Below are 25,929 nucleotides of genomic sequence, written 5' to 3'. Positions count from 1 at the left end.
GACCACGCCACGGTAACTGCGCACAGCAGTACGGGTATTCGCATGCCCCTACCCTGGTGATGTGCTCCTGCTATTGCCTGCTGCTGTCGATCCCGTTTGCAACATCTCATCACACAATTATTCATTTATGCATACACTGGAAGCGATCAACCTTTCCAAACAGTACGGTGAGTACACCGCGCTCAATGGTTTACACCTTTCTCTTAAACAGGGAGATATCTTTTGCCTGCTCGGACAAAACGGGGCCGGCAAAACCACTACGCTGAATATCTTTCTCGGCTTTATTGCTGCCAGCGGCGGCGAAGCAAAGATCATGAACACCCCTGTTTCACTCAATGGGGCTAACACGCGCCAATACCTCGCTTACATTCCGGAGGTGGTGCAACTGTACCCCAACCTAACGGGCATCGAGAACCTCGATTACTTCAGCCGTTTAGCCGGCTTTTCTTATTCTGCCATCCGCCTGCCTGAATTCCTGCTGAAAGCAGGTTTGCAGGAGGAAGCCCATAAAAAGCGCCTGCACACCTATAGCAAAGGCATGCGGCAAAAAGTGGGCATCGCCATCGCCCTGGCGAAAAACGCGCAGGTGATCTTTATGGATGAACCAACGAGCGGCCTGGACCCTAAAGCCACACAGGAGTTTACCGATGTGGTGAAAGAGCTGGGCCGCCAGGGCAAAACGATCCTGATGGCTACCCACGACATTTTCAATGCCGTAAACGTGGGCACGCACATCGGCATCATGAAGTCCGGCAGTCTGGTTCACTCGTTGTCTACCTCAGCCATCACCGCCAATGCGTTGCAGCAACTATACCTCGAAACCATTTAACCCAACACAACATCCCGCAAATGATGAAACAAATACCGACTGCCGTATTATTCCTGCTGCTCACCCTCACCAGCTTTGGCCAGGTGAACTATGCAGGCAAAGTAACTAACACAGCGCATGAACCCATAGAGGGCGCCACCCTTGTCTTGAAGAATAAGAACGTTCATACCACAACGACCACACGGGCGAACGGCATATTTCAATTTGCCGGCATTACACCGGGCGAATACCAGCTTTCGATCACGGCCATCGGATATGAGACCTGGCAACAGGCATGTATCATTACAGAAGTTGCTGATTCGCTCCGTGAATTTCAGTTGAAACGTCAGGCGCAGCAATTACAAACAGTAGAAGTGCTGGGACGCACGAGTACAGGCTACACGAGCGCTTATTCGTTTTCGGCCACGCGCATGGCTGTTGCCAACAAAGAGTTACCACAGGCCATTACGACAGTTACCAAAGAACTGATCAGCGACCGGCAGGCCTTTCAACTCGCCGATGCGCTCAAGACGGCCAGTAGCGTTACCGCCACCAGCTATTACAACCAATTCACGATTCGCGGCATCAGTCAAAATGAAGAAGGCACCATCATCAATGGCATGCGCACGCGGCAATACTATTTCAATCAACCCCTCACTGCCAATATCGAACGGGTGGAGGTTATAAAAGGTCCGGCCAGTGCCACTTTCTCCAGCGTTGACCCCGGTGGTACCATCAATCTCGTGACCAAAAAGCCATTGACTATAGATAAGAAGGAGGTAAGCCTGAGCGTCGGCAGCTTTAGCACCATCCGGGGTTCGCTCGACTTCACCGGCCCGCTCAATAAGGAAAAAACATTGTTGTACCGGCTCAATGGCGCCTGGCAGGATGCCAAAAGTTTTCGTGACCTGCAATTTCAGAAGGCATTGCTGATAGCGCCTTCGTTTTCTTACATCCCTACCGATCGCACCTCGGTGAACGTAGAACTCATCTACAGCAACATCAACACCCGCCTCGATCGTGGCCAGCCCATCTTTGGGGCTGTGGCCGGCAAAACCAACCTCAACAGCACCCCCATTCGCTTTAACCTGGGTGTGCCCAACGATTTCTTCAAATCGAAGGAGGTGATATTCCAGGGCAACCTGGCGCACAAGCTGACCCGTTATATCACGTTCAACACGTCGTACATGAAACAAACCTGGACGGAGGACTTGCAGGAACACCGTACCACCAATGCTTTCGCGATCGATATCAATGACCAGCCTATCCCTACCCTCGCTGCCATGCAGATGGTGCAACGGCAGCAGAACTGGAATACCGACAACCTCAACAGCTATTTTATTCTACAGGGCAATACCGGAAGTATAGGGCATAACCTGCTGGTGGGATTCGATCTCATCCGCACCCACAAGTTGAAAGGGGGCGGGCAAAATGCTGCGCGCGGCTATTTGCTCACCAACGGGAAAGTGGCCAGCACTTACGACCCGGCCAACCAATCGCAGTACCAGCTCATCACACAGAACGGTATTCAAATGCCGCGGCCCAATGTGGACCACTTCAACCTGGTCGATCCTGCGTACACGATCCGCAACGTGAACGATTATGTGTTTACCAAATCGGCCCTGTCGCCGGCCCTCATTCAATCGGAGGCGTTGTATGTGCAGGAACAACTGAAATGGAAGCGATTTACAATGTTACTTAGCCTGCGGGCCGACTGGTTTACCGACATTACGAACTACCGGGCCAACAACACGATCAAAGTAAAACAGTTTCGTGCCGTTCCGAGAGCAGGTATCACCTATACTGTTTCACCTGCAGTAAACGTCTATGCTACTTACCTGGAAGGGTTTCAGCCGCAGGCCAATACCGTTACCCTGATTCCTGTAGCGGCGCCCGCGGGCAGCACATTCGATCCTATTACCAGTGATCTTAAAGAGGCCGGTGTGAAAGCGACTGTATTCAAATCGATACAGGTCAATGTTGCCATCTTTGAGGTCAACCAACGCAACCTGCTGATGAATGCCAACGACCCGGCCAATCCCGACCTGCTGGTATCGCGGGGAGCTGAAAGAAGCAGGGGATTTGAAATGGATATAGCCGGCTTTATCGTTCCCTATTGGCAGTTCAATGCCTCTTACAGTTATATCGACGCTACCATCCGCAATGACCGGGATAAAAGCCTCATTGGCGCCCGGAAGCAAAACACGCCCATTCACAGCGGTAATATCTGGACACGCTACAACTTCGAACAGGTAACCTTGCTGCGCGATATAGGCATTGGTGCTGGTATGCAATACAGCGGCGATAAAGTGCCCTGGTTTACACGATCATTTACCATACCCGCTTATACCCTGCTGGATGCGGCTATTTATTATACGCCCAGCAAGAGTAACCTGCAACTGGCACTCAACATCAACAATGTGCTTGATGAAGAATACTGGATAGGTGCGCAAAACTACCTGCGCCTGTTTCCCGGTGCGCCACGAAACATTCTCTTCACCGCCACTTATAAATTTTAATACCGGGTCTATGCGTATACCCATCATAAAACTGATCGCCCATCATAGCTGGAAGCGCGCTTTCAGCAATAGCGGCGTTTTCGTACTCAACCTGCTGATTGCTATGTTGTTGATCTATGCAGCCGTTACCGGCTGGATGACTGTCGATAAACAGGTAGCTATGCGACAACAATACCAGGAGCAGGCGCGGCACGACTGGCTGAGCAACCCCGATAAACATCCGCACCGGATGGCGCATTATGGACATTTTGCCTTTCGTCCGCGCCCATCACTCAGCTTCTTCGACTTTGGCATGGAGAACTTCATGGGCAGCACCCAGTTCCTGGAAGCCCATAAGCAGAATGCCGTGAACTTTTCCGAGGCGGGCTTTTCTACCGGCCTGCTGCGGTTTGGCGAGCTCAGCATTGCCATGATATTGCAGGTGCTGGTGCCCTTGCTGATCTGCTTTCTGGGCTTCAACAGCATTGCTACCGAAAGAGAGGACGGTACGTTGAAAGTATTGTTTAGCCAGGGCGTAAGCTGGCAGGAACTCATTACTGGTAAGGCCGTGGGCATCATTGCGGTTGTGTTGGCATTGTACCTGCCCGTTTTGTTGCTCTCCATAGGGTTTTGGCTGATGTTGACCGGCTTTGCCGTCTCGGCCGATGAATTGATCCGCCTGCTCAGCATCGCTGGCATTTATTTCCTGTACTTCGTTATTTACAGTCTCATCGCGGTGTTGATATCGGCCTGGAGCAAAACAGCCCGGTCGGCGCTGGTGCAATTGATCGGCATCTGGTTGCTGTTTACGACTGTATTGCCGAGGGCTACGCAATCGGTGGGTTCGTGGTTACATCCGGCGCCTTCTGCTACGGTTTTCCAGGCAGCCGTAGAAAAGGATGTTTTGAAAGAAGGTGATAGTCACAACCCGGATGATCGGCATTATAAAGCCATCAAGGATTCGGTGCTGAAAGCGAACCAGGTTGAATCGGTCGAACAACTGCGTTTCAATTACAGCGGTTTCATTATGGCCGAGGGTGAAAAGATCAGTGCAACGATCTACAACCGGCATTTGGAACAATTGCAGCATATCTATGCACAACAAAACAGGTTGGCCCGGTATACTGCCTTTGTCAACCCCTTCCTGTCGGTGAAGAATTTATCGATGGCCATGACCGGTACCGATTATCAATCGTATGCCAGCTTTCAGCAGCAGGCGGAGGAGTATCGTTACGGACTCGCGCAACAAATGAATGCCTTGCAGATGAAATACATCAGCAACCACAAGCCGGGGCCCGGCGATAAGCCGGCTATCATTGGCCGTGAGCATTGGGCCACCCTGCCAGAGTTCAGCTACCGGCCTGTGAGCCTTGGCGCTGCTGTGGGGCATGAGCTACTGTCCTTGACCGCTTTGATCTGCTGGCTACTGCTGTTGACTGTCCTGGTACAGGTATCTTCTCAAAAACTAAAAGCTATTTAATCCATGATCCAGTTAGCATTCAGGAATTTTATCCGTTCCCGCAGTGTAATGGCAGGCCTGCTGTTGCTGCTAGTAGCGGGCATCATCAGCCTGTTCATCGGCAGGCAATTTGTAGAAAGGCAGCAGCAGCATATTGCCGATGTAACTGCCTGGCAGCAGGAGCATATCGACCACAATGTAAAGTACTTCGATAAGGAGACCGGTTTGTTGTTGTATTACCTGCGATTCACCCTTGCGAACCCAACCCATCCGCTCAATGGATTGTCTATTGGTCAGCGGGATGTAAACCCTTCGGTTAAGAGCCTTACGATCCGCAACCTCGAGGCCCAGCAATACGATACCGAAATGTACAACCCTACCAATCTATTGCTGGGCAATCTCGACCTCAGCTTTGTGCTGATTTACCTGTTTCCGCTGGTGATCATTGGCCTCACATACAATACCCTATCGGGCGAAAAGGAAAACGGCACCTGGCCTCTGTTGTCCCTGCAATCGGGCAAACCGGGTAAACTGATCCTGCAATTGTTTGCCCTGCGCGGCGCAGTTATATTGGGAGTGTTTGTGGTATTAATGATGGCCGCCGTGTGGATACTGGCGTTGCCCATCAGTTCCGGCTTGTGGGCCTTTGTGTTGGTAGGAGGTTTGTACCTGTTCTTTTGGCTGGCGGTGAGCGGCTGGGTGGTATCGTGGCAACGAAGCTCGCCGGTGAATGCCATCAGTTTACTGGCCATTTGGGTGATACTCACGATGGTAGCACCGGCCGTGATCAACAATTTCCTCATCAACAAATACCCTACTCCCGAAGCGCTGAATACAGCTGTGGAGCAACGGAAAGGCTACCATGAGAAATGGGATGTGGAGAAATCGGTGACGATGGCGAGGTTCTATAAGCACTATCCGCAGTTTGCCCACTACGGTCAGCCGGGCGAGGCATTCAACTGGCTTTGGTATTATGCGATGCAGCAGATGGGCGACGATGATGCGCAACAGGCATCGGCCCAATTGAAAGAAAAGCTTCACCAGCGCGAAAAGGCCGGGGCATGGATCTCGTGGTTTGTACCAACCCTGCACACGCAGTGGCAAATGAATGACCTCGCACATTCGGGGTTGGGAAATCATTTACAGTACCAGGACAGTGCCGCCAGGTTTCACGAACAGCACCGCTTATTCTTTTATCCCAAGATCTTTTCCAACACCCCGGTCAAAGAGATCGACTGGCATTCATTCCGGGTAGCCCGCTTTTCGGGCCCGAAGGATATTTCCTGGCTCCGTTTACTGTTACCATTGGTCATGAGTGCAATCCTTTTATCATTGCTCAGCCTTTTCAACGGGAGAAATCAATTTGTACAATCAAATTAATAGCTAATTTTATGGTCTTCCAACCTCAACCTCCCTGAACAGCGTTCCGCTGCGGGCTCTTTCCTTCATTTTTATTAAACACTTATTGAGCCATGTTAAACAAAAACTGTATTCGTTTCGCTATTGTCTTACTCTCGTTCATGACCAGTACTGCATTCGCTGTTGCACAGAGCACCGAAGGCGAATTGAAAGCCATTATCCTGCAAAGGGACAGCTTGTTCTGGAATGGGTATAACAAATGCGACACCACCTTGTGCGCGCCTTACCTTTCCGAAAACCTTGAATTCTTCCACGATAAAGGAGGTATTACCCGGGGGAAGGCGGCGTTGCAGCTGAGTCTGAAAAAGAACCTCTGCAGCAGGGCCGACTGGCGTTTGCGCCGGGAAGCAGTGCCCGGTACAGTAGCATTCTATCCACTGACAGACAATGGGAAGCTCTATGGCGCCATATTGCAGGGTGAGCATTATTTCTACATTACAGAAAAGGGGAAACCTGAATACCGCACCGGACGGGCCAACTTCAACCATTTGTGGTTGGTGGAGAATGGACAATGGGTGATGGTGCGCATTTTAAGTTATAATCACCGGGAGGCAGATCAGGAGGATAAAAAGTCTATTACCGTACCTGTTGCCACCCTGCAACAATGGGCTGGCACCTATGATGGTCCGAAAACAACGAGAGTAGTGATTGCAGCGGCTGAAAACAGTTTACTGATCAAGAACGGAAAAGGCACGCTGGCGATCTATCCCGAGTCGGCCAGTAAATACTTCAGCAAGGAACGCAACCTGACCTTTGAGTTTGTTGCTGAGACAACGCCAGGGTCGGTTTCACTGAAGGTCTCGGAAAACGGTTCTGTGGCAGAAGAGTTGAAGCGGGTGAAGTAAACTGGCCGCTCGACATGCAGGCCACTTGAACCGCCTTTCGATTGAAACTTTTAAATTACCTTAACAAGTAATCGATAATAAACAAGAAAAGGTTTCGTTCTCCAAGGAACGAAACCTTTTTTGTTTGACCAACAGGAATACCCAACAACTGCTACGCTTGCTACCGATAAAGATATCGTTCTTACTTTTTTGCGTTGTAAGTTTACTCTTCGTCCTCCCGGCCAGGGCCCAGGAAATGCCTGAAGGGCGATTTAAGACCGGAGAACACGAACTGGGCGATACCGTCGTTTCGTACATGAAAAAGCTTACCCTGAAAAACGTGGATACGATCATTCGCCTGAATTTATCTTTCAACCACCTGGTTGATCGTTTCGGAAAAGACCCGATTCAGGTGGCCAATACCAGCTATTTGTTTTTCGTCAGAAATGACAGTAGCTTTTTTGTCAAGTATAGGTGGCAAGAGGACTTTGACGGCATGACCTCCGACTCTTTTTCGGTACCCGAATATATTGAAAACGATACTTTATCCCGCTGGCTCTCCAAAAATATAGAAGGTGTTAATAACTGGCTTGTTCCCTTTATCTATAAGGAAATTTCAAACAGCCTGCCAAAATTTAAGATTTGGAATCCACTTGAATACAGAACCTATTGGATCGAATGGTATTACGCGGGAACGAGAGCGCATACTTATTTTGCTACCCATTGGTTCGAAAAAACCAACTTGCACAATTGGGCCAACATAAATTACACCCACAATACCTCCACAAAGTTCTTTCAATTATTCATGCAACTGGAATTGATATGCATTGATATGGAAGCGAAGCGCCGTCGATTATGAAACATTACATTCAAACGATATTACAACGTCCCTTTCTCAAAGCGGTCATGCTGACTGTTACAGCATTCCTTACTATAACCATAGGGAATGCCCAGTCACCGTCGCAGCCTGATATGCCCGACTCTATTCGATGCGGCCCTTATTTATGGAACTGGCGCTCCTACCCGATCAACGGACTTGGAAAATTGGATTTAACCAGCTTTAGTTATGTCTTCGTAAAAACCGGTAACAAAATAACCACCCGCAAAGAAATTACCTATATAGGAAATGATTGCGGTGAACTATTCGAAGCAGCCTCAGAATGGTTAACTATTTCGAATGATACCCTTTTTGATTGGCTATCCCGTCAACTCCCGACAATCCGCCATGAGAAGCTTCTGGACCTGATTGTCCAGGAGGTTTATCAAGGCGACACCTCCTACCGGGCGATACGAAGTAGCCACCCAACCACGTGTGTCTTGGCATACTATCAAAAAGGCAGCGTCACCGTAAAAACAATTGAAGAAGATGCCATACAGCCTCTTTTCAGGGAGCTCGGCAAAAACCTGAACTATGCCTACAACACCAGCACCCCCCTCTACAAATTCTATATCATGCTGAAGCAAAGGATTGAGTTCCTGGATAACCAATATGTATTTAAACCCGTTAAACATTAATAGTCTAAGCACATCAGCTCGCCGGGCGACTATTCTCCCCCAACACCAACCCACCCAGCTCCTGCCAGTTATTGATGGTACCCTCGTGGTGCAGCATATGGGCGATCATTGTATACACATCAGCCGGCCGCTTACCAGCCCCACGCAAATATTGAATGGAAGTATCGGAAGCTGATTTGGAAAGTTTCACCTCGCCCTGCTTCATCAGCAAAGGGTGATGGTTAAAAGTAGTTTGCAGGAATGACTCCTCCTGTAATATCGAAGCCAGGTAAACCTGCGCCAAGGTCGAAGGCCACAGATCTGCCCCCCGTACCACCAGATCGACCCCGAAATGACGGTCGTCAACGACCGAAGTCAGCTGGTAGGCCGGAAAGCCATCCCGCTTGCGCACTACAAAATATTGCATCGAAGCCGGCAGCACTGCATCCCTGCTATCGTTGGGCCAGGTATGCACCCGTAGCTTTCTATCCAAACTGGTATATAAACGCCAATTCATATCCGGCCCATCCAGGGCAATCGTCTGCAGCAGGCAGGTTCCCCGGTAAGCCTCCCCGCCATCCGCCGCCAGTTTGCTACGCGAACACGAACAGGCAAATACCGCATCCTTCTCCACCAATTCCACCAACGCAGCTTTGTACAGCTCCATCCGGTGCACCTGCGAATATTCCCGTTCAAATTCCTGTGCTGTACGCGGACCTTCGTGCCAGGGGATCTCCAAAAACTGAAGCGTATCGAATATATCCTGAATATAAGCGGGCTGCACCCGCTGCCGGTCGAGGTCATCGATGCGCAGCAGGATACGGGCGCCAGACCGCCGGGCCAGCTCGGCCGTTAGGGCAAACGACAACACATTGCCCAAATGCAAATACCCGCTAGGCGTGGGGGCAATCCTGGTTTTCTGAAAGGCAGGGACTTTTTCCATCTGTGCAACCGGTTGTTTCCGCTAAATAACTGATTTTAAAATTCAGGCAAGTTTATTCAAATTTGTTTAAATATTCACGTTCCAGCGCCAATCATGAAAGTCACATTCCTCCACCGCCTGTTGTACCTGCTTGCCTTGTCCGTTTCCCTGGCCAACGCCCAGCCATCCAAACACAATTTAAAGTTCGACCACCTCGCTGCCCGATGGGATGAAGCCATGCCCCTTGGCAATGGCATGCTCGGCGCGCTCGTATGGCAAAAGGATGGTCAACTACGCCTTTCGCTCGACCGGGCCGATCTCTGGGACGAACGCAAGGCAATGGACATTTCAAAGCTCAATTTTAAATGGGTGGAGGAACAGGTTATAAAAAAGGATTATAAGCCGGTGCAGAAGCTGGGCGACTACCCGTACGATAACTTCCCCTATCCTACCAAATTACCGGCAGCTGCCATGGAGTTCAATATAGCCCCATTTGGTAAAGTAATTTCAAATGTGCTCGATATACAAACCGCGCTCAATACCGTAAAGTTCGAAAGCGGTGTGGTCTTCAACTGCTATATCCATGCCACGCAACCACAAGGATACTTTGGTTTTGAGAACCTACCTGCTGACCAGCTTGAAAAATTACTCCCGCAACTGATCGTGCACAACTACAGCAATGGTAACACAGCCGGCAGCGACAACAGCCATGCCGGTCAGGGATTACAAAAGCTGGGGTATGAAAAGGGAAAAGTAGATAACACCGGCAACCTCATACGCTATCGACAACCCACTCACGATGGCCGCTATTATGAAGTAGCTATACAGTGGCTTGTTTTCCCTGGCAACAAAATCATTGGCAGCTGGACCATCAGCAACAACCAACCTGCCCTGTTGCCCAAAATCGATCCCACCAAAGAAGAACCCACCGGCTGGCCCTCGCACATCACCTGGTGGCAAAACTATTGGGCGCAGTCGTCAGTCATGTTGCCCGATAACCTGATCGAAAGGCAGTACTACCTCGACCTCTATAAACTGGGGGCAGTAGCGAGGGCCGGTGCACCAGCTATCACTTTACAAGCGGTATGGACAGCCGACAATGGCAGTCTGCCGCCCTGGAAGGGCGACTTTCACAACGACCTCAATACGCAGCTCAGTTACTGGCCAGCCTATACCGGTAACCGCCTCGCAGAAGCTGCGACCTTCACCGACTGGCTGTGGAAGATAAGACCAAAGAACCTGCAATACACGAAGCAATACTTCGGTGTGTCCGGACTTAATGTACCCGGGGTAGCTACTTTAAGCGGCGACCCCATGGGCGGGTGGATACAATACTCCCTATCCCCCACCGTGAGCGCCTGGTGTGCACAACATTTTTACTGGCAATGGAAATACTCCATGGATAAAGCCTTTCTCAAGCAAAGAGCGTATCCATACATCAGGGAGGCCGCTACTTACCTGGAGAACATCACGCGCCTGGAGAACGGTGTAAGGAAACTGCCTCTGAGCTCGAGTCCTGAATACAATGACAATGATATCAGTGCCTGGTTCAAGGAGTGGAGCAATTTCGACCTGTCGCTGGCGAAATTTCTCTTTACCGCTGCCGCTGAGGTAAGCGAAGCTGCCGGCAAAAAAGAACAGTCTATGCACTGGCGTGATATGCTGAATGAGTTACCAGACTACGAAGTGAATGAAACCGGCTTCACGGTGGCACCCGGACAAAACCTCAACGAATCGCACCGGCATATGTCGCAATACATGGCGATCTATCCATTGGCCCTGCTCGATATCAACCGCACGGAAGACAAATCCATCATTGAAAATTCCCTGCGGCGCCTGGAACAAAAAGGCACCCGCGCCTGGTGTGGATACTCCTTTTCCTGGATGGCCTCGCTCTATGCCAGAGCCTATAAGGCTGATAGCGCACTTCGCCAATTGCAGATATTTGCGTCCAACTTTTGTTCGCCCAATAGCTTCCATTTGAATGGCGATCAAAAAGGCGGTCAGTATTCCGGCTTCACCTACCGGCCATTTACACTCGAAGGGAATTTCGCTTTTGCGCAAGGCGTGCATGAGCTGCTGTTGCAAAGCCGGAATGGTTATGTGGAGGTATTTCCCGCTGTGCCTACCCAATGGGCGGATGTATCCTTTACCGACCTGCGTGCCACCGGCGGCTTGCTGGTTTCTGCTGCTAAAACGGCCGAACTGCCCACGGTTGTGGAGATCAAATCTGAAAGAAGCGGACTGGTGCACCTGAAACTTCCATTCTCAAGCTTTTCATGTTCGGAGCCGGGCAAACCCATCGCCAAGAACAAGGGCATTATTACTTTCCTGATGAAAGCCAATGAGAAGATTGCGTTTACGAGCAGAATGGAGGGGGGATTTGAATAACCTAAAGCTACATCATCCCACCTCCCGCTCGTCAAAATTGTGACAGCCTCCCCGGAAACCTGGGACCAGGACCTCCAATACCTGGGACGATCAACTACTTTTCCTCCAATGCACCCGCAAAAAGGGACGGCGCAAGGAAGTGCCGGGGACGAACGACCTAATTCCAGGGACGGAAAACAGCCTTTTGCCAGTTTCTCCTCATTGCCTCCCCGATGCTACCGCCGCTCCGCTCTATGCTACCTCGGATTCCGGGGTCCCAATGAGGACCCAATGCGGAAGCATTGAGGTACCATCTGGGTTTCATTGCGACCAAAGCCCGTCCAACAGAACCTGTACGTTGCCAGAATCCTATTAGCGCCTTAACTGAACACCCATGCAACAAAACCTATTATATTCCCCAACCCCAGAGATCAGCCCGCCACGCGCCCCCTATCGCCCCTAAACAACACACTCACACCAATCCGGCACATCAATGGGTTAAAAGCCTGGTGGAATGGGTGCCGACTGGGCGCGTAACTTTCAGGGTATTGTCTGGGAATGCTCTAAGGGTGGTCTGGGAATGGTCTTAGGCACTAGAGTATGTGTAGGGGTTTCGTAGGAGTTCCGTACCACCCTTAGAGACCTATGCTACCATTCCACTAGGTTTTCGCCGCCACCCTGCCGCTTAAAGTTGCCAATCCGGCTAAACCGGCTTTAACTGTACACCTTCCATTGACCGTCCGCACTATACACTGGCCTTACCGGTACTCCACTTGTAGTTCACTGAGAGTCCACTAAGGGTTCACTGAAGGTTCACTAAAATACCCGTTTCCCGTATACCTCTGTCGTATATTCCGAGAAGTCTGAGTAAGTTTGGTGTGGACTGCATGCGTCCCCTCCATGCACCCGGAGCGGCGCTCAGGCATAAAGAGTTCCTCACCTAAACTTCCCAAAACTGGAAATCCCAATCGAGGAAAGACAACAAAATGCATCTAAAACTGGAGTACGAAGGCCGTTCCCTCGCCTTCTACGGAGTTTACGTGGATATGACCGCGGTGCAGCATCATGATCTGCTTACACAGACTTAAACCTATACCGCTGCCGCTTTTCTTGGTACTGAAGAAGGGAATGAAGATCTTATCGATGAGCTCTTCCGGCATGCCAATGCCGTTGTCAGCCACTTTAATCACCGTTTTACGATTCGAAGCCAGGTAACCCGATAACACGATCCGCGGTTCTGCCTGATCCTTCACCGCCTCCATCGCATTTACGACGAGGTTGATGAGCACCTGCTCTACCAGGCTGGTATCGGCTTCCAGCATCAGGTCGGGATCTTTGAGGATGATCTCCATCTCGATATTCTTTTGCTCGAGCGTTGGCTCCATCAGCTGGTGCAGGTTCTCGAACAGGTCGCGCACATACACTTTCTTCACATTCGGCGCCGTGATCTTGTTCAGGTTCCGGTAGGTTTCGGCAAACTTGAGCAGTCCCTCACTTCTCCGTTTGATGGTATCGATACCCAACTCCAGGTCTTCAAGCTGTCCGCCCTGGTTATTGAGCGTACCCACCGATTCCTGCAAGCGCAGTTTTAACGTGGCCGCCAGCGAGGAGATCGGCGCAATGGAGTTCATGATCTCATGCGTCATTACACTCAGTAGCTTTTGCCAGGCTTTTGATTCCGTTTCGTCCAATGCCTCATTTACGTTCTGAAAAGCTACAAGTTTATACTTTAGGCCTTCCGTTTGGAACGCAGTAGCAGAAAGCAATACTTTCACCGCGTTCTTATCGGGGTGGGCAGTCGCGATCTTACTGTCGCCCGGTTTCAGGATCAATACCTGCCGGTACAGGTCGCCATCGCGTTTGGACAGCGAATGGATCGTTTTGAGGTAAGGCAATTGCAGCATCCGCTTCAGCGCTTCGTTCATCCACACCACTTCGCCCCCTTCTTCCTTGAACATAAGGATGCCGGTATCGATCAATTCCAATATTTTTTGCAGGTATTGGTACTGGGTTTCCTTTTCCTTACTGATCACCTTGAACGTAGAATTGATCTCATTGAAACCCTTGCGCAAGGGCTGCAACTCCAGCGGGGCATGCTTTACATCGAAATAACGGGAGAAATCACGGTAATGGACCGACTCCACAAACTGATCCAGCTCATCATGCGCCTTGCGTTGAAAACGATACAGGTCTACCACCTGGTAAGCGATCACCGGCAGCATGATCACCAGGTAAATAAAGAGCTGGTGAACGATGAGGAAGGCTGTAGCTGTAAGCGTTATCAGCAGTAAGAAGATCCGGCTCAGGATGCGCCATTCTATGTTTCGAAAATCCATCATATTAAAACCATTTCGCGTACCGGGGTTCGTATCAAGGGGAGCCGCCGAAAAAACGCATCACCCAACCCGGACTGTTATATATCGTATTTACTGAGCCTTCTGTACAATGCCGTACGGGTCAACCCCAATTCCTTCGCCGCCTTGGTGATATTGCCATTGTGCTTTTCGATCACCCGCAGGATGGTGTTCTTTTCTACCGAACTGAGCTTCAGTTCATCTGGCTCAGAATCTACCACTACGGTCGACTCGATCGGCGAGAAGATCAGGTCAGAAGCCTGCAACACATTGCCATCGGCCATGATCACCGCCCGCTCGATCGTATACTGCAGCTCGCGTATATTGCCGGGATAATGGTATTGCAACAATTTCTCCATCGCCCTGGTATCGAACTCCAATACCGGCTTCAGGTATTTGTTGCTGTACATACGGCTGAAATGCTTGGCCAGCAGGATGATGTCATGATCACGTTTGCGCAATGGCGGCACCATGATCTCTACCGTATTGATACGGTAGATTAGGTCCTTCCGGAAACGGTTCTCGTTGGCCAGTTCTGCCAACGGCACGTTGGTAGCGCAAATGAGGCGGATATTGATGGGCAGCGCATCGTTGGTACCCAGGCGGGTTACCTGCCGGTTCTGCAATACGCTCAGCAGCTTTGCCTGTTGGTGAAGGGAAATATTGCCTATTTCATCGAGGAAAAGCGTACCGCCATTAGCGCCTTCAAAACGGCCCACACGGTCTTCGCGTGCATCGGTAAAGGCCCCTTTCTTATGGCCAAACAATTCGCTTTCGAACAGGCTTTCCGTCAACGCACCTACATCGACCTTCACATAGGCTTTGTCCGACCGCAGCGAATGCTGGTGAATGGCTTTGGCGATGAGGTCCTTGCCGGTACCGTTTTCGCCCAAAATAAGGATATTGGCGTCGGTTGGGGCAATCTTCTCGATCTTATAGAAGATATCGCGCATGATCTCCGATTCGCCCAGGAGCTCTTTGCCGATAATGGAATCATTACTGAGCGACGGACCGGCCGCCGCCTTACCACTCCCCTGCCGTTTCAGCGCCTCCTTGATGGTGGTAATGAGCTTTTCGTTGTGCCAGGGCTTCACCACAAAATCGGCGGCCCCTTCCTTCAGGCTGCGTACCGCCAGGTCGATATCGCCATAAGCCGTGATCATGATCACGGCGGCTTCCGACTTGAACTCCTTCTTCACTTTGGTGAGCCAGAAGATGCCCTCATTGCCGGTATTGATGGAACTGGTGAAATTCATGTCGAGCAAAATCACGTCGAAAGTTTGCTTCGACAGCAGCCACCGGAGGTTCTCCGGGTTCTTCTCGGTCACCACTTCTTTTGCTTCCGTTTTGAGCAGCAGGCGCACGGCCGTCAGCACGTCGGTATCGTCGTCTATTATTAAAACACTGGCGTTCTTTAGTAACATAATGGGAAAAAAATAAATATTGAGATGGATGCAACAAATCCCAACTACAATTATACCATAAATACAAAGGCATGGCAAACAATTTTTTATGCAAAAACACCGTCCGGCGGCAACTGTATCGAAAGCGGACAGTGGTTGTAGCGGTAACGAACAGATTCGTAGTCATCGGCCCTCTAAGGTTTTGGTAATCATAGGAATTGTATTCTGGCACGTTGTTGCTTTCATTGTACGGCAATTAGGTATTTCTCATGTGATTGTTATTTCGGCCATCCGGCCTTCAGCCAGCCGGATGGCATTTTTAAAAAAGCTAAATTCTAAAAGTTTATACCGTGGATAGAGTCATTGCCAAAAAGAAGTGGTCAACCAAGAAGTTGTTAACGATCGGAGGGATAGTAGCCCTGGCCGGATTGATCGGCGCCAGCATCTACTTTACTTCGGGCAAAAAACGCCTGAATGTCGATACGCAGCGCATCACCATTAGTGAAGTCAAGAAAAGCGCCTTCCAGGAAACCATTCCCATCAATGGCGTTGTGCTCCCCATTACCACCATTTACCTCGATGCCCAGGAAGGCGGCCGTGTGGAAGAGAAATTTGTAGAAGATGGTACGGTGATGAAAAAAGGACAGCCGATCCTGCGCCTCTCGAACCCCGACCTGGCCCTCAACCTCGTAAACCAGGAAACTTCGGTTTATAACCTGCTTACCCAGATGCAGATCGCGAGCAACAACGCGCAGCAAAATACCGTAACCAAGCTCAACCAGATGACTGATGTGGAGAATGCCCTGAAGGAAGCTGAGCGCGTATACAACCTCAATAAGAAGCTGTATGGCCAAAAAGTGATCGGCGAACAGGAATTCCGCCAATCGGAGAACACCTACAACTACAACCTGCAGAAGAAAAAACTGACGGCCGAGATCCTGCGCCAGGACTCTGTATCGACCAACCAGCAGATCGCCCAGGCCCGCCAGCTGTATGTAGGCTCACAAAATGCCCTTGACCTCACCCGTAAGAAAGTGGGCGACCTGATCGTTCGCGCTCCTGTAGACGGCCAACTGACCTCGCTCGATGCCGAACTGGGTCAAAACAAGAATAAAGGCGAACGCCTTGGCCAGATCGACGTACTGAGCGGATTCAAGGTTAGGGCCGATATCGACGAACATTACCTTTCCCGGATATACAACGAACTCAGCGGCTCTTTCGACTTTGCCGGCAAATCCTACAAGCTCCGCATTACCAAAGTGTATACACAGGTTACTGCGGGCCGCTTTCAGGTAGATATGCTGTTTGTAGGTGATGTACCCAAGGGCATCCGTCGTGGTCAAACCCTGCAGATCCGCCTGGCGCTGAGCGATGAAACAGAAGCGATCCTGCTGGCGAAGGGCGGTTTCTACCAACAAACGGGTGGCAACTGGATCTTTAAGGTGAGCGAAAGCGGCAGCACGGCTTATAAGGTCAACATCAGCCTGGGCCGTCAAAGCCCTGATTATTACGAAGTACTGGAAGGCCTGAAACCCGGCGACAAAGTGGTGACCTCCAGCTATGAGAACTATGGGGACATGCAGGAACTGGTATTGAAGAAAGAGTAACCGAATCAAAACGATGCAACAGCACCGGTGTGCATAAAACAACACAACAACCTGTAACATTCATCAACCTTTATACGTCATGAAGACCAAGTTCACCTACGCACTGTTTGTACTGCTTTGCTGTACACTGGGCGCCTCCTCCAACAGGAATTCGGGTAACTGCGATGCACTGAAAGAACACAATAGCCAGGCCGTTTTGACGGAAGGAAATGAACAGACAGAAAAGGGTACCGAAGCGCTGGCCCTGCCGGAAGCTACCGGTTACCTGCCCGGACTGAACATCGTCTTTGCAAACTAAACACATAATATCCCGGTATGCCGGGGGAAACAAGTAAAACAAATAACATGATCAAGATCACAGACCTCGAGAAAGTCTACCGTACAGAAGAAGTTGAAACTGTGGCGTTGAACAAACTCTCCATTGAAGTAAAAGAAGGCGAATTCGTAGCCGTTATGGGCCCCTCGGGCTGCGGCAAATCGACCTTGTTGAATATCCTCGGCCTGCTCGACGATCCCGATGCCGGCAGCTTTGTTTTCAATGGCCAGGAGATCGCGCATTTCAATGAGCGCAAACGTGCCGACCTGCGTAAGCACAATATCGGTTTCGTGTTCCAGAGCTTCAACCTCATCGACGAGCTGACAGTTTTCGAGAATGTGGAATTGCCCCTGATCTATACCGGTGTTAAATCGGCCGACCGTAAGAAACGGGTAGAAGAAGCCCTCGATAAGATGCAGATCATGCACCGCCGCAATCACTACCCACAACAACTTTCCGGTGGTCAGCAACAACGTGTAGCTGTAGCCCGCGCCGTGGTGAACAACCCCAAACTGATCCTGGCGGATGAGCCCACGGGTAACCTCGACTCCTCGAACGGTAATGAGGTAATGACCCTGTTGACAGACCTCAACGAACAAGGTACTACCATCGTGATGGTGACCCACTCCGAGCACGACGCCCGTTACAGTCACCGCATCATTCGTATGCTGGACGGACAAGCCGTGCTGGAAAACATCATGGTATAAGCCAGCCATCCGCGCCGGCGTGCTGACAGCGGCCCTTATACCAAGGGCCTCCCCAGGTGCGCCCGCAGCGGCAAGCATATTATATACCGCTAAAGCGTATAGTCATGATCTACAACTACCTGAAGATAGCATTTCGCAGCCTGTTAAAATACAGGTTTATCTTCTTCACGAACCTCTTTGGCCTTACCGTAGGGTTTACCTGCTGTTTGCTCATCTTCGTGTATATACTCCACGAGCTCAGTTTTGATCAGCAACATCCGCAGGCCGACCGAACTTATCGCGTTACCCGCCTGTTCCGGAATGCCGAGACCGGCGCTACCAATCTCAACCTCGCTTCTGTAGCACCTCCGTTCGCACCTTTATTGGCCAACGATTTTAAACAGATCGAACAGATCACGCGGGTACTGCCAACCGGCAGCGTAACGATGCGGTACGAGGACAAACTGTTTACTGAACGCAACGTGTACTTTGCCGACGAACAATTCCCTTCATTCTTTACCGTGAATATGGTAGCCGGCGACCGCACAACGGGCTTAAAGGAACCCTTTACCGTAATGCTGTCCGAAGACGTGGCCCGCAAGTATTTCGGCGCCGCCGACCCGATGAACAAGATGGTGCGCTTCAACAACGAGCAAACCTTTAAGGTAACCGGAGTCTATAAGGAATTCCCTTCCAACACGCACCTGCATCCGAGCCTGCTGGTATCTTTCAATACCTTGCGGGATACTCTCATTTATGGCGAGCGCAACCTGGCCACCAATTGGGGCAACAACTCTTTCTACACCTACATGCGCCTGCCGGCCAACTATGATGCCGCCAAACTGGAAGCTCAGTTCCCTGCATTCCTGGACCGTCACGTAACGGAGGAGGGCGCGACCATAAAAGCCTCGAAGTGGACCCAGCTCTCTCTGCAAAAGCTGTCCGATATTCACCTGCATTCGCACCTCGATTCGGAGATCGAAGAGAATGGCGATATCAGGCGGGTATATATCTTTTCGGCAATTGGCTTATTCATCCTGCTTATCGCCTGCATCAACTACATGAACCTGGCCACGGCCCGGTCGGTATTGCGTGCCCGGGAGATCGGCATCCGCAAAGTAGTAGGCGCCGAACGGCGAGAGCTGGTATTCCAGTTCCTCAGCGAATCGACCCTCATTACCTGGATCGCCATGATACTGGCCTTCACCCTCACCTGGCAGTTGATCCCCTTATTGAATAAAGTATCCGGACAAACGCTCAGCATCCAGGCATTGCTGCGCTGGGAAATATTGTTACCCATTATAGCCGCACCCTTCCTCGTTGGTTTGCTCGCAGGCATCTACCCTGCCCTCTTTATGTCGTCCTTCAGACCCGTGAAGGTGCTTAAAGGATTCATGAAGACAGGCGGCGCCAATATCTCCTTCCGTCAGGTACTGGTTACTACGCAGTTTGCCGTATCCATCATGCTCATCATTGCCACGGCTGTCGTTTATCGCCAGCTGAAATTTATACAGGAAAAATCACTGGGCTTCGATCGCGAACACATCGTGACCATGAACTACGATGGTGCCCTTACAGAGCGGTATAATGCCTTCCGCACCGAGCTGATGGCCAATACCAATGTGAAGAACGTGGCCCGCTCTTCCCGTATCCCAACGGGTCGCCTGCTCGATGCGCAGGGCGCCTCGCTGGAACGCGGTGATTCCCTCACGCCCGTATCGGCCGACATCAAGTATGTGGAAGCCGACCAGGACTTCATCAGCACCTATGGTGTTAAAACCGTTGCCGGCCGTTCCTTTTCGCGCGATTATGGACTGGATACAGCCAGCTTTATGGTAAACGAGGCCGCCGTAAAAGCCATGGGCCTTGTCAGCAATGAAGCTGCCGTGGGTAAGAATTTCCGGTATGGCGGACAAAGAGGTAAGATCATTGGCATTATCAATGACTTCCATTTCGAATCACTGCACCAACGCATTATTCCGCTCGTATTGCTGATACCGCAGGATGGCCGCTTCAACAGGATGTCGATAAAAGTGGCCGGCGCCAATATGCCTGCCGCCATAGCTCATATAGAAAACACCTGGAAGAAGTTTCTACCCGAAACGCCTTTCAACTATACATTCCTCGACGAAAGGTTCAGCGATCTCTACCGGGCCGAGCAACGACAAGGCACCCTGTTCACGATCTTTTCGTGCATAGCCATCGTGATCGCCTGCCTAGGTTTATTTGGACTTTCGGCCTTCGCCATCAACCAGCGCATCAAAGAGATCGGCATTCGCAAAGTGATCGGCGCCTCCGTATCGAGCATCGTTACCCTGCTGTCAAAAGATTTCCTGAAACTGGTGATCGTGGCCACCGTGATCGCCTTCCCGGTTGCCTGGTATGCCATGAACAGCTGGCTCGCAGATTTTGCTTACCGCAGCACTATTCCCTGGTGGATATTCGCCGGGGCCGGCATTATTGCCGTTCTCATTGCCCTGGTTACGATCAGTTACCAGGCCATCAAAGCCGCTACGGCAAACCCTGTGAAGAGTTTGCGGAGCGAATAAAAAATCACCCTAACAAACAAGTACAACATCGCCTTATGCGCAAAACAATGATCACCGCTCTGACCTGCACCGCTCTCGTAGCCTCGCTGGCTGCCTGCAACCGGAACACGGTCATCAAGAAATCGATCTCCTTTAACAAAGATGTGATGAAGGTTTCCCTGTATGAAAAGATCGATGGCAAACTGTTAAAGGATTATGAGAAAGAAGTCGATGTTCACGGATTAACCAAAGAAGAACGGGATGCATTGGGCAAAAAGGTCATCGACTCGTTTGCCGCTTTGCCCAATATAGATAGATAGGATCTGATACACCTTGCCTGGCCATACCACCCTCGAATATTTATAAAGACCCAACCAACTCTTTAATCATGTTTAGTAATTACATCAAAATTGCGTGGCGCAATCTCTGGAAACACAAGACGTTCTCCGTGATTGTTGTTTTCGGTATGGCCATCGCATTCGCAGCTTCTTTGCTGCTGTCGGTTACAGCTTATCACGAGCTGTCGTATGATCAGTTCCACCAAAACAAGGAACGCATCTTCCAGCTCTACACAGAAAGTCAATCGCCCCGGGGCGTCGAAAAAAGTTCTACCCTCGCGGTGCCGCTCACGCCGGCCCTGAAATCGGAGCTCGTCGACATCAAGCATATTACACGCTGGGGCAGTAGCGGCGGAGAGATCGGTCGATACAACGGTAAAGAGCTCAATCTAAGTATTCGCTCAGTAGACCCGGACTTTCTTTCCCTATTCACCTTCCCCATCAGTGCGGGTGATAAAAAAGCGCCGCTACGGGAGCTGAACGATATTGTCATTACCAAACATGCTGCCAACCGTTTTTTCGATAAAGAAGAAGCCGTAGGCAAAACCATCGATATCAAAACGCCCAAAGGATGGCAGTCATTCCGCGTCACCGCCGTGACGGAGGACTTTCCCGAAAACTCCAGTCTAACCTTTGATGTGCTATCCCGGTTTGAACATTTCAGCGGTTATGACGAGCGGAAGGATGCCTGGGATTCGGAAAACCATGAAGTTTTCGTAGAGCTGCGCGAGGGTGTTACTACCGCCGCTTTCGAAAAACAAATGCAGTCCATTGTAAAAAAATACTATGTACAAAGGCTGGAAGATCTTAAACGCGATGGAGTGCGACCTGATAGAGAAGGGACGCTGATGCGCTTGCGCACGATTCCTATTACGGACATCCACTTTAATGAGATCAGTAATACCGGGGCCGGTGTTAGCATTTTTTACACCTACCTGCTGTTGAGCATCAGCCTCTTTATCATATTCATCGCCTGCGTAAACTTTGTCAACCTGTCGCTGGCACGCTCATTCACCCGCTCCAAAGAGATCGGCATTCGCAAAGTGATGGGCGCCTTACGCTGGCAGCTTATCAGCCAGTTCTGGGGAGAAGCCTTTATCGTTAGCGTCCTGGCGCTGGCCGCCGGTGTATTGATCGCCTGGCTGCTCTTACCTTTTTACAAACAGGTATTCTACCCTTCGCTGTCGGTAGAAATGCTGCGCTCGCCTTTGCTGATCATTTATATCCTCGCTGCCTTTGCACTGATCACGTTAATAGCAGGCGGTTATCCTGCCTGGCTGGTATCGAAGTTCAACACCATTCAAACCGTAAAGGGGAAGTTACCGGTGGGTAAATCGAACCGTCTGCGCAATAGCCTGATGGTGGTACAGTTCGTGCTTTCATCCCTGTTGATCATCTGCACCCTCATCGTATGGCAACAGCTCGATTATCTGCGCAATAAACCGCTTGGTTATAATAAACAACAGGTGCTTAGTATACCGGTAGGCCCCGATATGGAGGGACAAACGGTGCTTAACCTGTTGCGCAATAAGCTGGCAGCCGAACCGAAGATACTCAGCATCACCGGTACCGATATGAACATGGGCCGCGGGCGCGATGGGTCTTCCACTACTTCCATGATGGGTTTTGGCTACAAGGAAAGAACGGTAACCACCCACTGGCTGCGCGTAGATTACGACTTCCTCAAGACGATGGATGTACGCCTGCTCAACGGCCGGGATTTCGACCGCAGTTATGGACTCGACTCGGGCGGTGTGCTCATCAATGAAACCATGGCGAAACAATTGGGCGAAAAAGATCCGCTCAGCGCCGTACTCAACCTCGATGGTGGTCAACTGAAGGTACTGGGCGTAGTAAAGGATTACCATTTCAAATCGCTGCACCAGGAGCTGGCTCCATTAACTATGGTGATACGCCCCAACTGGCCCCTCACCTACATTTTTATTCGTGTTCAACCCGAAAACCTGCCTGCCTCGGTAGCCGTGGTGGAAAAGGCCTGGAAGGAAGTGAATCCCAAAACTCCTTACCGCGGATCTTTTCTCGATGAGAATACAGACCGTAGTTACCAGCGGGAAACAAGAATGTCACGAATATTCATGAGCGGCGCCGTACTGGCCATCCTGATCTCTTGTATGGGATTGTTTGCCATTGCCCTGCTCGCCATTTTGCAACGCACTAAAGAGATCGGCATACGCAAAGTACTTGGCGCCAGTGTACCGCAGATCGTGGGCCTGGTATCGAAAGACTTTATGCTGCTGGTGATGATCGCTATCGTCATCGCATCACCCATCGCCTGGTTCACCATGCATAAATGGTTGCAGTCATTCTATTACCGCATCGATATTGCCTGGTGGGTATTTGCACTGGCCGGCGTAATGGCCCTTGTGATCGCCTTCATTACCCTTTCCATGCAATCGATCAAAGCAGCTTTGAGAAACCCTGTCAAGAGTTTGCGAAGCGAGTGATCGTTATCAACACCGCCACCCATTCACCCAAAATAATTTGTCTCTTATGTTCAGGAACTATCTAAAAACGGCCTTCAGGAACCTGTGGAAACACAGGGCCTTTTCCTTTATCAACGTGATGGGATTGACAGTGGGCCTCACGGCCTGTTTTCTCATTTTCCTGTACGTGCAGTTCGAACTGTCGTACGAAAATTTCAATAGCAAATCCGATCGCATTTACCGGGTGGTCACTGACCTCAAAACACCTTCGGAAGTGCTCCACACCTCCGGGCCATCCTGGGCGGTGCCTCCCAATATCAAAGACGAGTTTTCGCAGGTAGAGCACTTTGTACGCGTGAGCAACCAAAGCACCTTGTTCCGTAAAGGCGATATCAAGTTCCAGGAAGATGTTGTTTATGCGGATTCTTCCTTTTTCCAGGTCTTCGATTTCAAGCTGTTGCAAGGCAATGCCAAAACAGCCCTAACGGATCAGATGAGTATTGTACTCTCGCAAACGGCGGCAAAGAAATATTTTGGTAGCGCCAATCCGCTTGGGCAAACCATACTCGTAACCAGCGAGTCGATACCCGCCACCGTAACCGGTGTAATGGAAGACATGCCGGAGAATACGCAGCTAAAAGCTGATATCCTGTTATCGATGAGCACCCTAACAAAGCGCTTTCGCCCCAGCCTCGACCAGGAATGGGGCAATTATGGTTCGGCAGCTTATATACTGGTGAAACCCGGTACCAACGCCAAAACGTTGGAAGCCCAATTCCCTGCCTTCGTTAAAAAACGAAATGGCAAAGCAGAAGCAGAAAGCCAGATGTATGCAACTTTATTACTGGAACCCCTGCGCGACGTGTACCTGTATTCTACGCGCGGCAGCAAGGGTAATATCAACAACGTTTATATATTCTCCATTGTAGCCGTATTCATATTACTGATCGCCTGTATCAACTTTATCAACCTCACCACCGCCCGCTCGACAGAGCGCGCCCGTGAAGTAGGCATCCGTAAAGTAGTGGGCGCTCTCAAGGGACAGTTAACCGGCCAGTTTATCGGAGAATCGGTGATCCTTTGCCTCGTAGCCTGCCTGCTGACCGTAGGCCTGGCTGCCTTGTTGCTGCCGCTCTTTAATCAACTGGCGGGCAAACAAGTGAATGCAGGTATCTTCAGCAACTGGCCATACCTTGGTTTATTGGCGGCAGCTTCTATTGGTATTGGTCTGCTGGCAGGCCTCTACCCTGCCCTGGTGCTCTCCTCTTTCAAGCCTATCGTGGTATTGAAAGGCCGCTTTTCCACCGGCATGCGCGGCATCCTGTTGAGGAAAGGTTTGGTGGTAGCACAGTTCAGCATCAGCATTGCACTCATCATCGGCACCATCGTTGTTTACCGCCAGATGAGCTTTATGCGCAACCGCGACCTCGGCTTCAATAAAGATCAAACACTCATCATTGATACAAAAGGCGATAAGGGCAAAGAAGCTCTCAAGCAGGCACTTACCACCATCCCTGCTGTAAAATCAGTATCACTCGCCTCGAGTGTACCCGGTGGCGGTAATCTCGGCGCCTATTCCGAGATCGAGAACAGCAAAGGCGATCTGCAGGTGGCCAACCTGGATCTTTACTTTGTAGACTTCGACTATATCAAACAATATGAAATAAAGCTGGTGGCAGGCCGGGCTTTCTCGCGTGAATTCCTTACGGACACTACACAAGCGATGGTGATGAATGAAACAGCCGTGAAGCTGTTTGGCTATGCTTCGCCGCAACAAGCCATTGGCCGCCGTTTTAAACAATGGGGCCGCGAAGGCAAGATCATCGGCGTAGTAAAAGACTTCCACTTCCGCTCCCTGCAGCAGGAAATTAAGCCGCTCACCATGCGCATAGAACCGGGTGGCTGCAATGTACTGTCGGCAAAAATAGCAGCAGCCGATCTGCCTGCTACCCTGGCCGCTGTAGAAAACAAATGGAAGACCGTTATACCAGGCAGGCCGTACAGCTACACCTTCCTCGATGAAATGTTCGACAAACAATACCGCGCGGAAGAAAGGTTTGGCAGGCTGTTCCTCAATTTTGCGATCCTGGCCATCTTCATATCCTGCCTGGGTTTGCTGGGTCTCGCCGCCTACAGCACGGTACAACGCACCAAAGAGATCGGTATCCGCAAAGTGATGGGCGCCTCCGTAGCAGGCATTGTCAACCTGTTGTCGAAAGATTTCCTGAAACTGGTAGCCATTTCCTTCTTTATTGCAGCGCCTGCCGCCTGGTACTTCATGCACCAATGGCTGGAAGGCTTTGCCTATAGAACAACGATAACCTGGTGGATCTTTGTACTGGCGGGCGTAACAGCCCTGGTCATTGCACTGGCTATCATCAGTTTCCAGGCCATTAAAGCAGCCGTGACGAGTCCGGTAAAAAGCCTGAAAAGCGAATAGAACTATAGTATACACCACC

The 25,929-nt window shown here is 50.6% G+C and carries 19 protein-coding genes; 16 read left to right on the top strand and 3 right to left on the bottom strand.

Annotated elements, in window-relative coordinates; translation table 11 throughout:
• Nucleotides 1-127 precede the first annotated feature (127 nt).
• The 7 genes from P2H89_RS26575 to P2H89_RS26545 all read left to right on the top strand — a co-directional run bounded on the left by P2H89_RS26575 (nucleotide 128) and on the right by P2H89_RS26545 (nucleotide 8,523).
• Complete coding sequence (locus P2H89_RS26575; protein ID WP_275832806.1) at nucleotides 128-829, top strand: ATP-binding cassette domain-containing protein; 702 nt, start codon at nucleotides 128-130, stop codon at nucleotides 827-829.
• A 20-nt stretch (nucleotides 830-849) separates the two neighbouring features.
• Nucleotides 850-3,327 carry a TonB-dependent receptor gene (locus P2H89_RS26570; protein ID WP_275832805.1) on the top strand — a complete coding sequence of 826 codons (2,478 nt, stop codon included), beginning with the start codon at nucleotides 850-852 and terminating at the stop codon, nucleotides 3,325-3,327.
• A 10-nt stretch (nucleotides 3,328-3,337) separates the two neighbouring features.
• Entirely contained in the window at nucleotides 3,338-4,786 is a 1,449-nt protein-coding gene (locus tag P2H89_RS26565; RefSeq protein ID WP_275832803.1) for a DUF3526 domain-containing protein, read from the top strand.
• 3 nt (nucleotides 4,787-4,789) lie between these two features.
• Nucleotides 4,790-6,145: a DUF3526 domain-containing protein gene (locus P2H89_RS26560; protein ID WP_275832801.1), complete on the top strand. Its 1,356-nt coding sequence runs from the start codon at nucleotides 4,790-4,792 to the stop codon at nucleotides 6,143-6,145.
• Between the two features lie 92 nt (nucleotides 6,146-6,237).
• Nucleotides 6,238-7,029: a nuclear transport factor 2 family protein gene (locus P2H89_RS26555; protein WP_275832799.1), complete on the top strand. Its 792-nt coding sequence runs from the start codon at nucleotides 6,238-6,240 to the stop codon at nucleotides 7,027-7,029.
• A 295-nt stretch (nucleotides 7,030-7,324) separates the two neighbouring features.
• Nucleotides 7,325-7,867 carry a hypothetical protein gene (locus P2H89_RS26550; RefSeq protein WP_275832797.1) on the top strand — a complete coding sequence of 181 codons (543 nt, stop codon included), beginning with the start codon at nucleotides 7,325-7,327 and terminating at the stop codon, nucleotides 7,865-7,867.
• A complete protein-coding gene (locus tag P2H89_RS26545) occupies nucleotides 7,864-8,523 on the top strand; it encodes a hypothetical protein (protein ID WP_275832795.1) in 660 nt (219 codons plus the stop codon). Before P2H89_RS26550 ends, P2H89_RS26545 begins: the two co-directional genes overlap by 4 nt.
• A 13-nt stretch (nucleotides 8,524-8,536) precedes the next feature.
• On the opposite strand, the gene P2H89_RS26540 is transcribed toward P2H89_RS26545, so the two are convergent.
• Nucleotides 8,537-9,445 carry a glutamate--tRNA ligase family protein gene (locus P2H89_RS26540; RefSeq protein ID WP_275832793.1) on the bottom strand — a complete coding sequence of 303 codons (909 nt, stop codon included), beginning with the start codon at nucleotides 9,443-9,445 and terminating at the stop codon, nucleotides 8,537-8,539.
• Nucleotides 9,446-9,538: 93 nt separating this feature from the next.
• On the opposite strand from P2H89_RS26540, the gene P2H89_RS26535 reads away from it, so the two are divergent.
• Nucleotides 9,539-11,815, top strand: a complete 2,277-nt coding sequence (locus P2H89_RS26535; protein WP_275832791.1) for a glycoside hydrolase family 95-like protein — start codon at nucleotides 9,539-9,541, stop codon at nucleotides 11,813-11,815.
• 971 nt (nucleotides 11,816-12,786) lie between these two features.
• Here the strand turns inward: P2H89_RS26535 and P2H89_RS26530 are convergent.
• Nucleotides 12,787-14,133 carry an ATP-binding protein gene (locus P2H89_RS26530; protein WP_275832790.1) on the bottom strand — a complete coding sequence of 449 codons (1,347 nt, stop codon included), beginning with the start codon at nucleotides 14,131-14,133 and terminating at the stop codon, nucleotides 12,787-12,789.
• A gap of 74 nt (nucleotides 14,134-14,207) precedes the next feature.
• Nucleotides 14,208-15,572, bottom strand: coding sequence for a sigma-54 dependent transcriptional regulator (locus P2H89_RS26525; protein ID WP_275832788.1), 1,365 nt, complete (start codon nucleotides 15,570-15,572; stop codon nucleotides 14,208-14,210).
• 88 nt (nucleotides 15,573-15,660) lie between these two features.
• Between P2H89_RS26525 and P2H89_RS26520 the strand changes: the two genes are divergently transcribed.
• The 8 genes from P2H89_RS26520 (at nucleotide 15,661) to P2H89_RS26485 (ending at nucleotide 25,910) form a co-directional block, all read left to right on the top strand.
• Nucleotides 15,661-15,909, top strand: a complete 249-nt coding sequence (locus tag P2H89_RS26520; RefSeq protein WP_275832786.1) for a hypothetical protein — start codon at nucleotides 15,661-15,663, stop codon at nucleotides 15,907-15,909.
• Entirely contained in the window at nucleotides 15,902-17,158 is a 1,257-nt protein-coding gene (locus tag P2H89_RS26515) for an HlyD family efflux transporter periplasmic adaptor subunit (RefSeq protein WP_275832783.1), read from the top strand. Before P2H89_RS26520 ends, P2H89_RS26515 begins: the two co-directional genes overlap by 8 nt.
• Nucleotides 17,159-17,237: 79 nt before the next feature.
• Entirely contained in the window at nucleotides 17,238-17,456 is a 219-nt protein-coding gene (locus tag P2H89_RS26510) for a hypothetical protein (RefSeq protein ID WP_275832781.1), read from the top strand.
• Between the two features lie 47 nt (nucleotides 17,457-17,503).
• On the top strand, nucleotides 17,504-18,181 hold the full coding sequence (locus tag P2H89_RS26505) for an ABC transporter ATP-binding protein (protein WP_275832779.1): 678 nt from the start codon (nucleotides 17,504-17,506) through the stop codon (nucleotides 18,179-18,181).
• Nucleotides 18,182-18,285: 104 nt separating this feature from the next.
• Nucleotides 18,286-20,709 (top strand): ABC transporter permease, encoded by a 2,424-nt coding sequence (locus P2H89_RS26500; protein WP_275832777.1) that lies wholly within the window; start codon nucleotides 18,286-18,288, stop codon nucleotides 20,707-20,709.
• Between the two features lie 35 nt (nucleotides 20,710-20,744).
• Nucleotides 20,745-21,008 carry a hypothetical protein gene (locus P2H89_RS26495; RefSeq protein ID WP_275832775.1) on the top strand — a complete coding sequence of 88 codons (264 nt, stop codon included), beginning with the start codon at nucleotides 20,745-20,747 and terminating at the stop codon, nucleotides 21,006-21,008.
• 68 nt (nucleotides 21,009-21,076) lie between these two features.
• The gene (locus P2H89_RS26490) at nucleotides 21,077-23,491 is read left to right on the top strand and encodes an ABC transporter permease (RefSeq protein ID WP_275832772.1); all 2,415 of its coding nucleotides are present in this window, start codon (nucleotides 21,077-21,079) and stop codon (nucleotides 23,489-23,491) included.
• A 46-nt stretch (nucleotides 23,492-23,537) separates the two neighbouring features.
• Nucleotides 23,538-25,910 (top strand): ABC transporter permease, encoded by a 2,373-nt coding sequence (locus tag P2H89_RS26485; RefSeq protein WP_275832771.1) that lies wholly within the window; start codon nucleotides 23,538-23,540, stop codon nucleotides 25,908-25,910.
• Nucleotides 25,911-25,929 lie beyond the last annotated feature (19 nt).

Source organism: Paraflavitalea sp. CAU 1676, assembly GCF_029223285.1.
Taxonomy (GTDB): domain Bacteria; phylum Bacteroidota; class Bacteroidia; order Chitinophagales; family Chitinophagaceae; genus Paraflavitalea.
The sequence above is the reverse complement of the archived record's forward strand: the minus strand, read 5'-3'. Positions and strand labels throughout refer to the sequence as shown.

Bases quoted from the DNA above. Each gene is read 5' to 3' on its own strand.
- P2H89_RS26575 (WP_275832806.1), top strand. From the start codon at position 128: ATGCATACACTGGAAGCGATCAACCTTTCCAAACAGTACGGTGAGTAC.
- P2H89_RS26570 (WP_275832805.1), top strand. From the start codon at position 850: ATGATGAAACAAATACCGACTGCCGTATTATTCCTGCTGCTCACCCTC.
- P2H89_RS26565 (WP_275832803.1), top strand. From the start codon at position 3,338: ATGCGTATACCCATCATAAAACTGATCGCCCATCATAGCTGGAAGCGC.
- P2H89_RS26560 (WP_275832801.1), top strand. From the start codon at position 4,790: ATGATCCAGTTAGCATTCAGGAATTTTATCCGTTCCCGCAGTGTAATG.
- P2H89_RS26555 (WP_275832799.1), top strand. From the start codon at position 6,238: ATGTTAAACAAAAACTGTATTCGTTTCGCTATTGTCTTACTCTCGTTC.
- P2H89_RS26550 (WP_275832797.1), top strand. From the start codon at position 7,325: ATGAAAAAGCTTACCCTGAAAAACGTGGATACGATCATTCGCCTGAAT.
- P2H89_RS26545 (WP_275832795.1), top strand. From the start codon at position 7,864: ATGAAACATTACATTCAAACGATATTACAACGTCCCTTTCTCAAAGCG.
- P2H89_RS26540 (WP_275832793.1), bottom strand. From the start codon at position 9,445: ATGGAAAAAGTCCCTGCCTTTCAGAAAACCAGGATTGCCCCCACGCCT.
- P2H89_RS26535 (WP_275832791.1), top strand. From the start codon at position 9,539: ATGAAAGTCACATTCCTCCACCGCCTGTTGTACCTGCTTGCCTTGTCC.
- P2H89_RS26530 (WP_275832790.1), bottom strand. From the start codon at position 14,133: ATGATGGATTTTCGAAACATAGAATGGCGCATCCTGAGCCGGATCTTC.
- P2H89_RS26525 (WP_275832788.1), bottom strand. From the start codon at position 15,572: ATGTTACTAAAGAACGCCAGTGTTTTAATAATAGACGACGATACCGAC.
- P2H89_RS26520 (WP_275832786.1), top strand. From the start codon at position 15,661: ATGCAAAAACACCGTCCGGCGGCAACTGTATCGAAAGCGGACAGTGGT.
- P2H89_RS26510 (WP_275832781.1), top strand. From the start codon at position 17,238: ATGAAGACCAAGTTCACCTACGCACTGTTTGTACTGCTTTGCTGTACA.
- P2H89_RS26505 (WP_275832779.1), top strand. From the start codon at position 17,504: ATGATCAAGATCACAGACCTCGAGAAAGTCTACCGTACAGAAGAAGTT.
- P2H89_RS26500 (WP_275832777.1), top strand. From the start codon at position 18,286: ATGATCTACAACTACCTGAAGATAGCATTTCGCAGCCTGTTAAAATAC.
- P2H89_RS26495 (WP_275832775.1), top strand. From the start codon at position 20,745: ATGCGCAAAACAATGATCACCGCTCTGACCTGCACCGCTCTCGTAGCC.
- P2H89_RS26490 (WP_275832772.1), top strand. From the start codon at position 21,077: ATGTTTAGTAATTACATCAAAATTGCGTGGCGCAATCTCTGGAAACAC.
- P2H89_RS26485 (WP_275832771.1), top strand. From the start codon at position 23,538: ATGTTCAGGAACTATCTAAAAACGGCCTTCAGGAACCTGTGGAAACAC.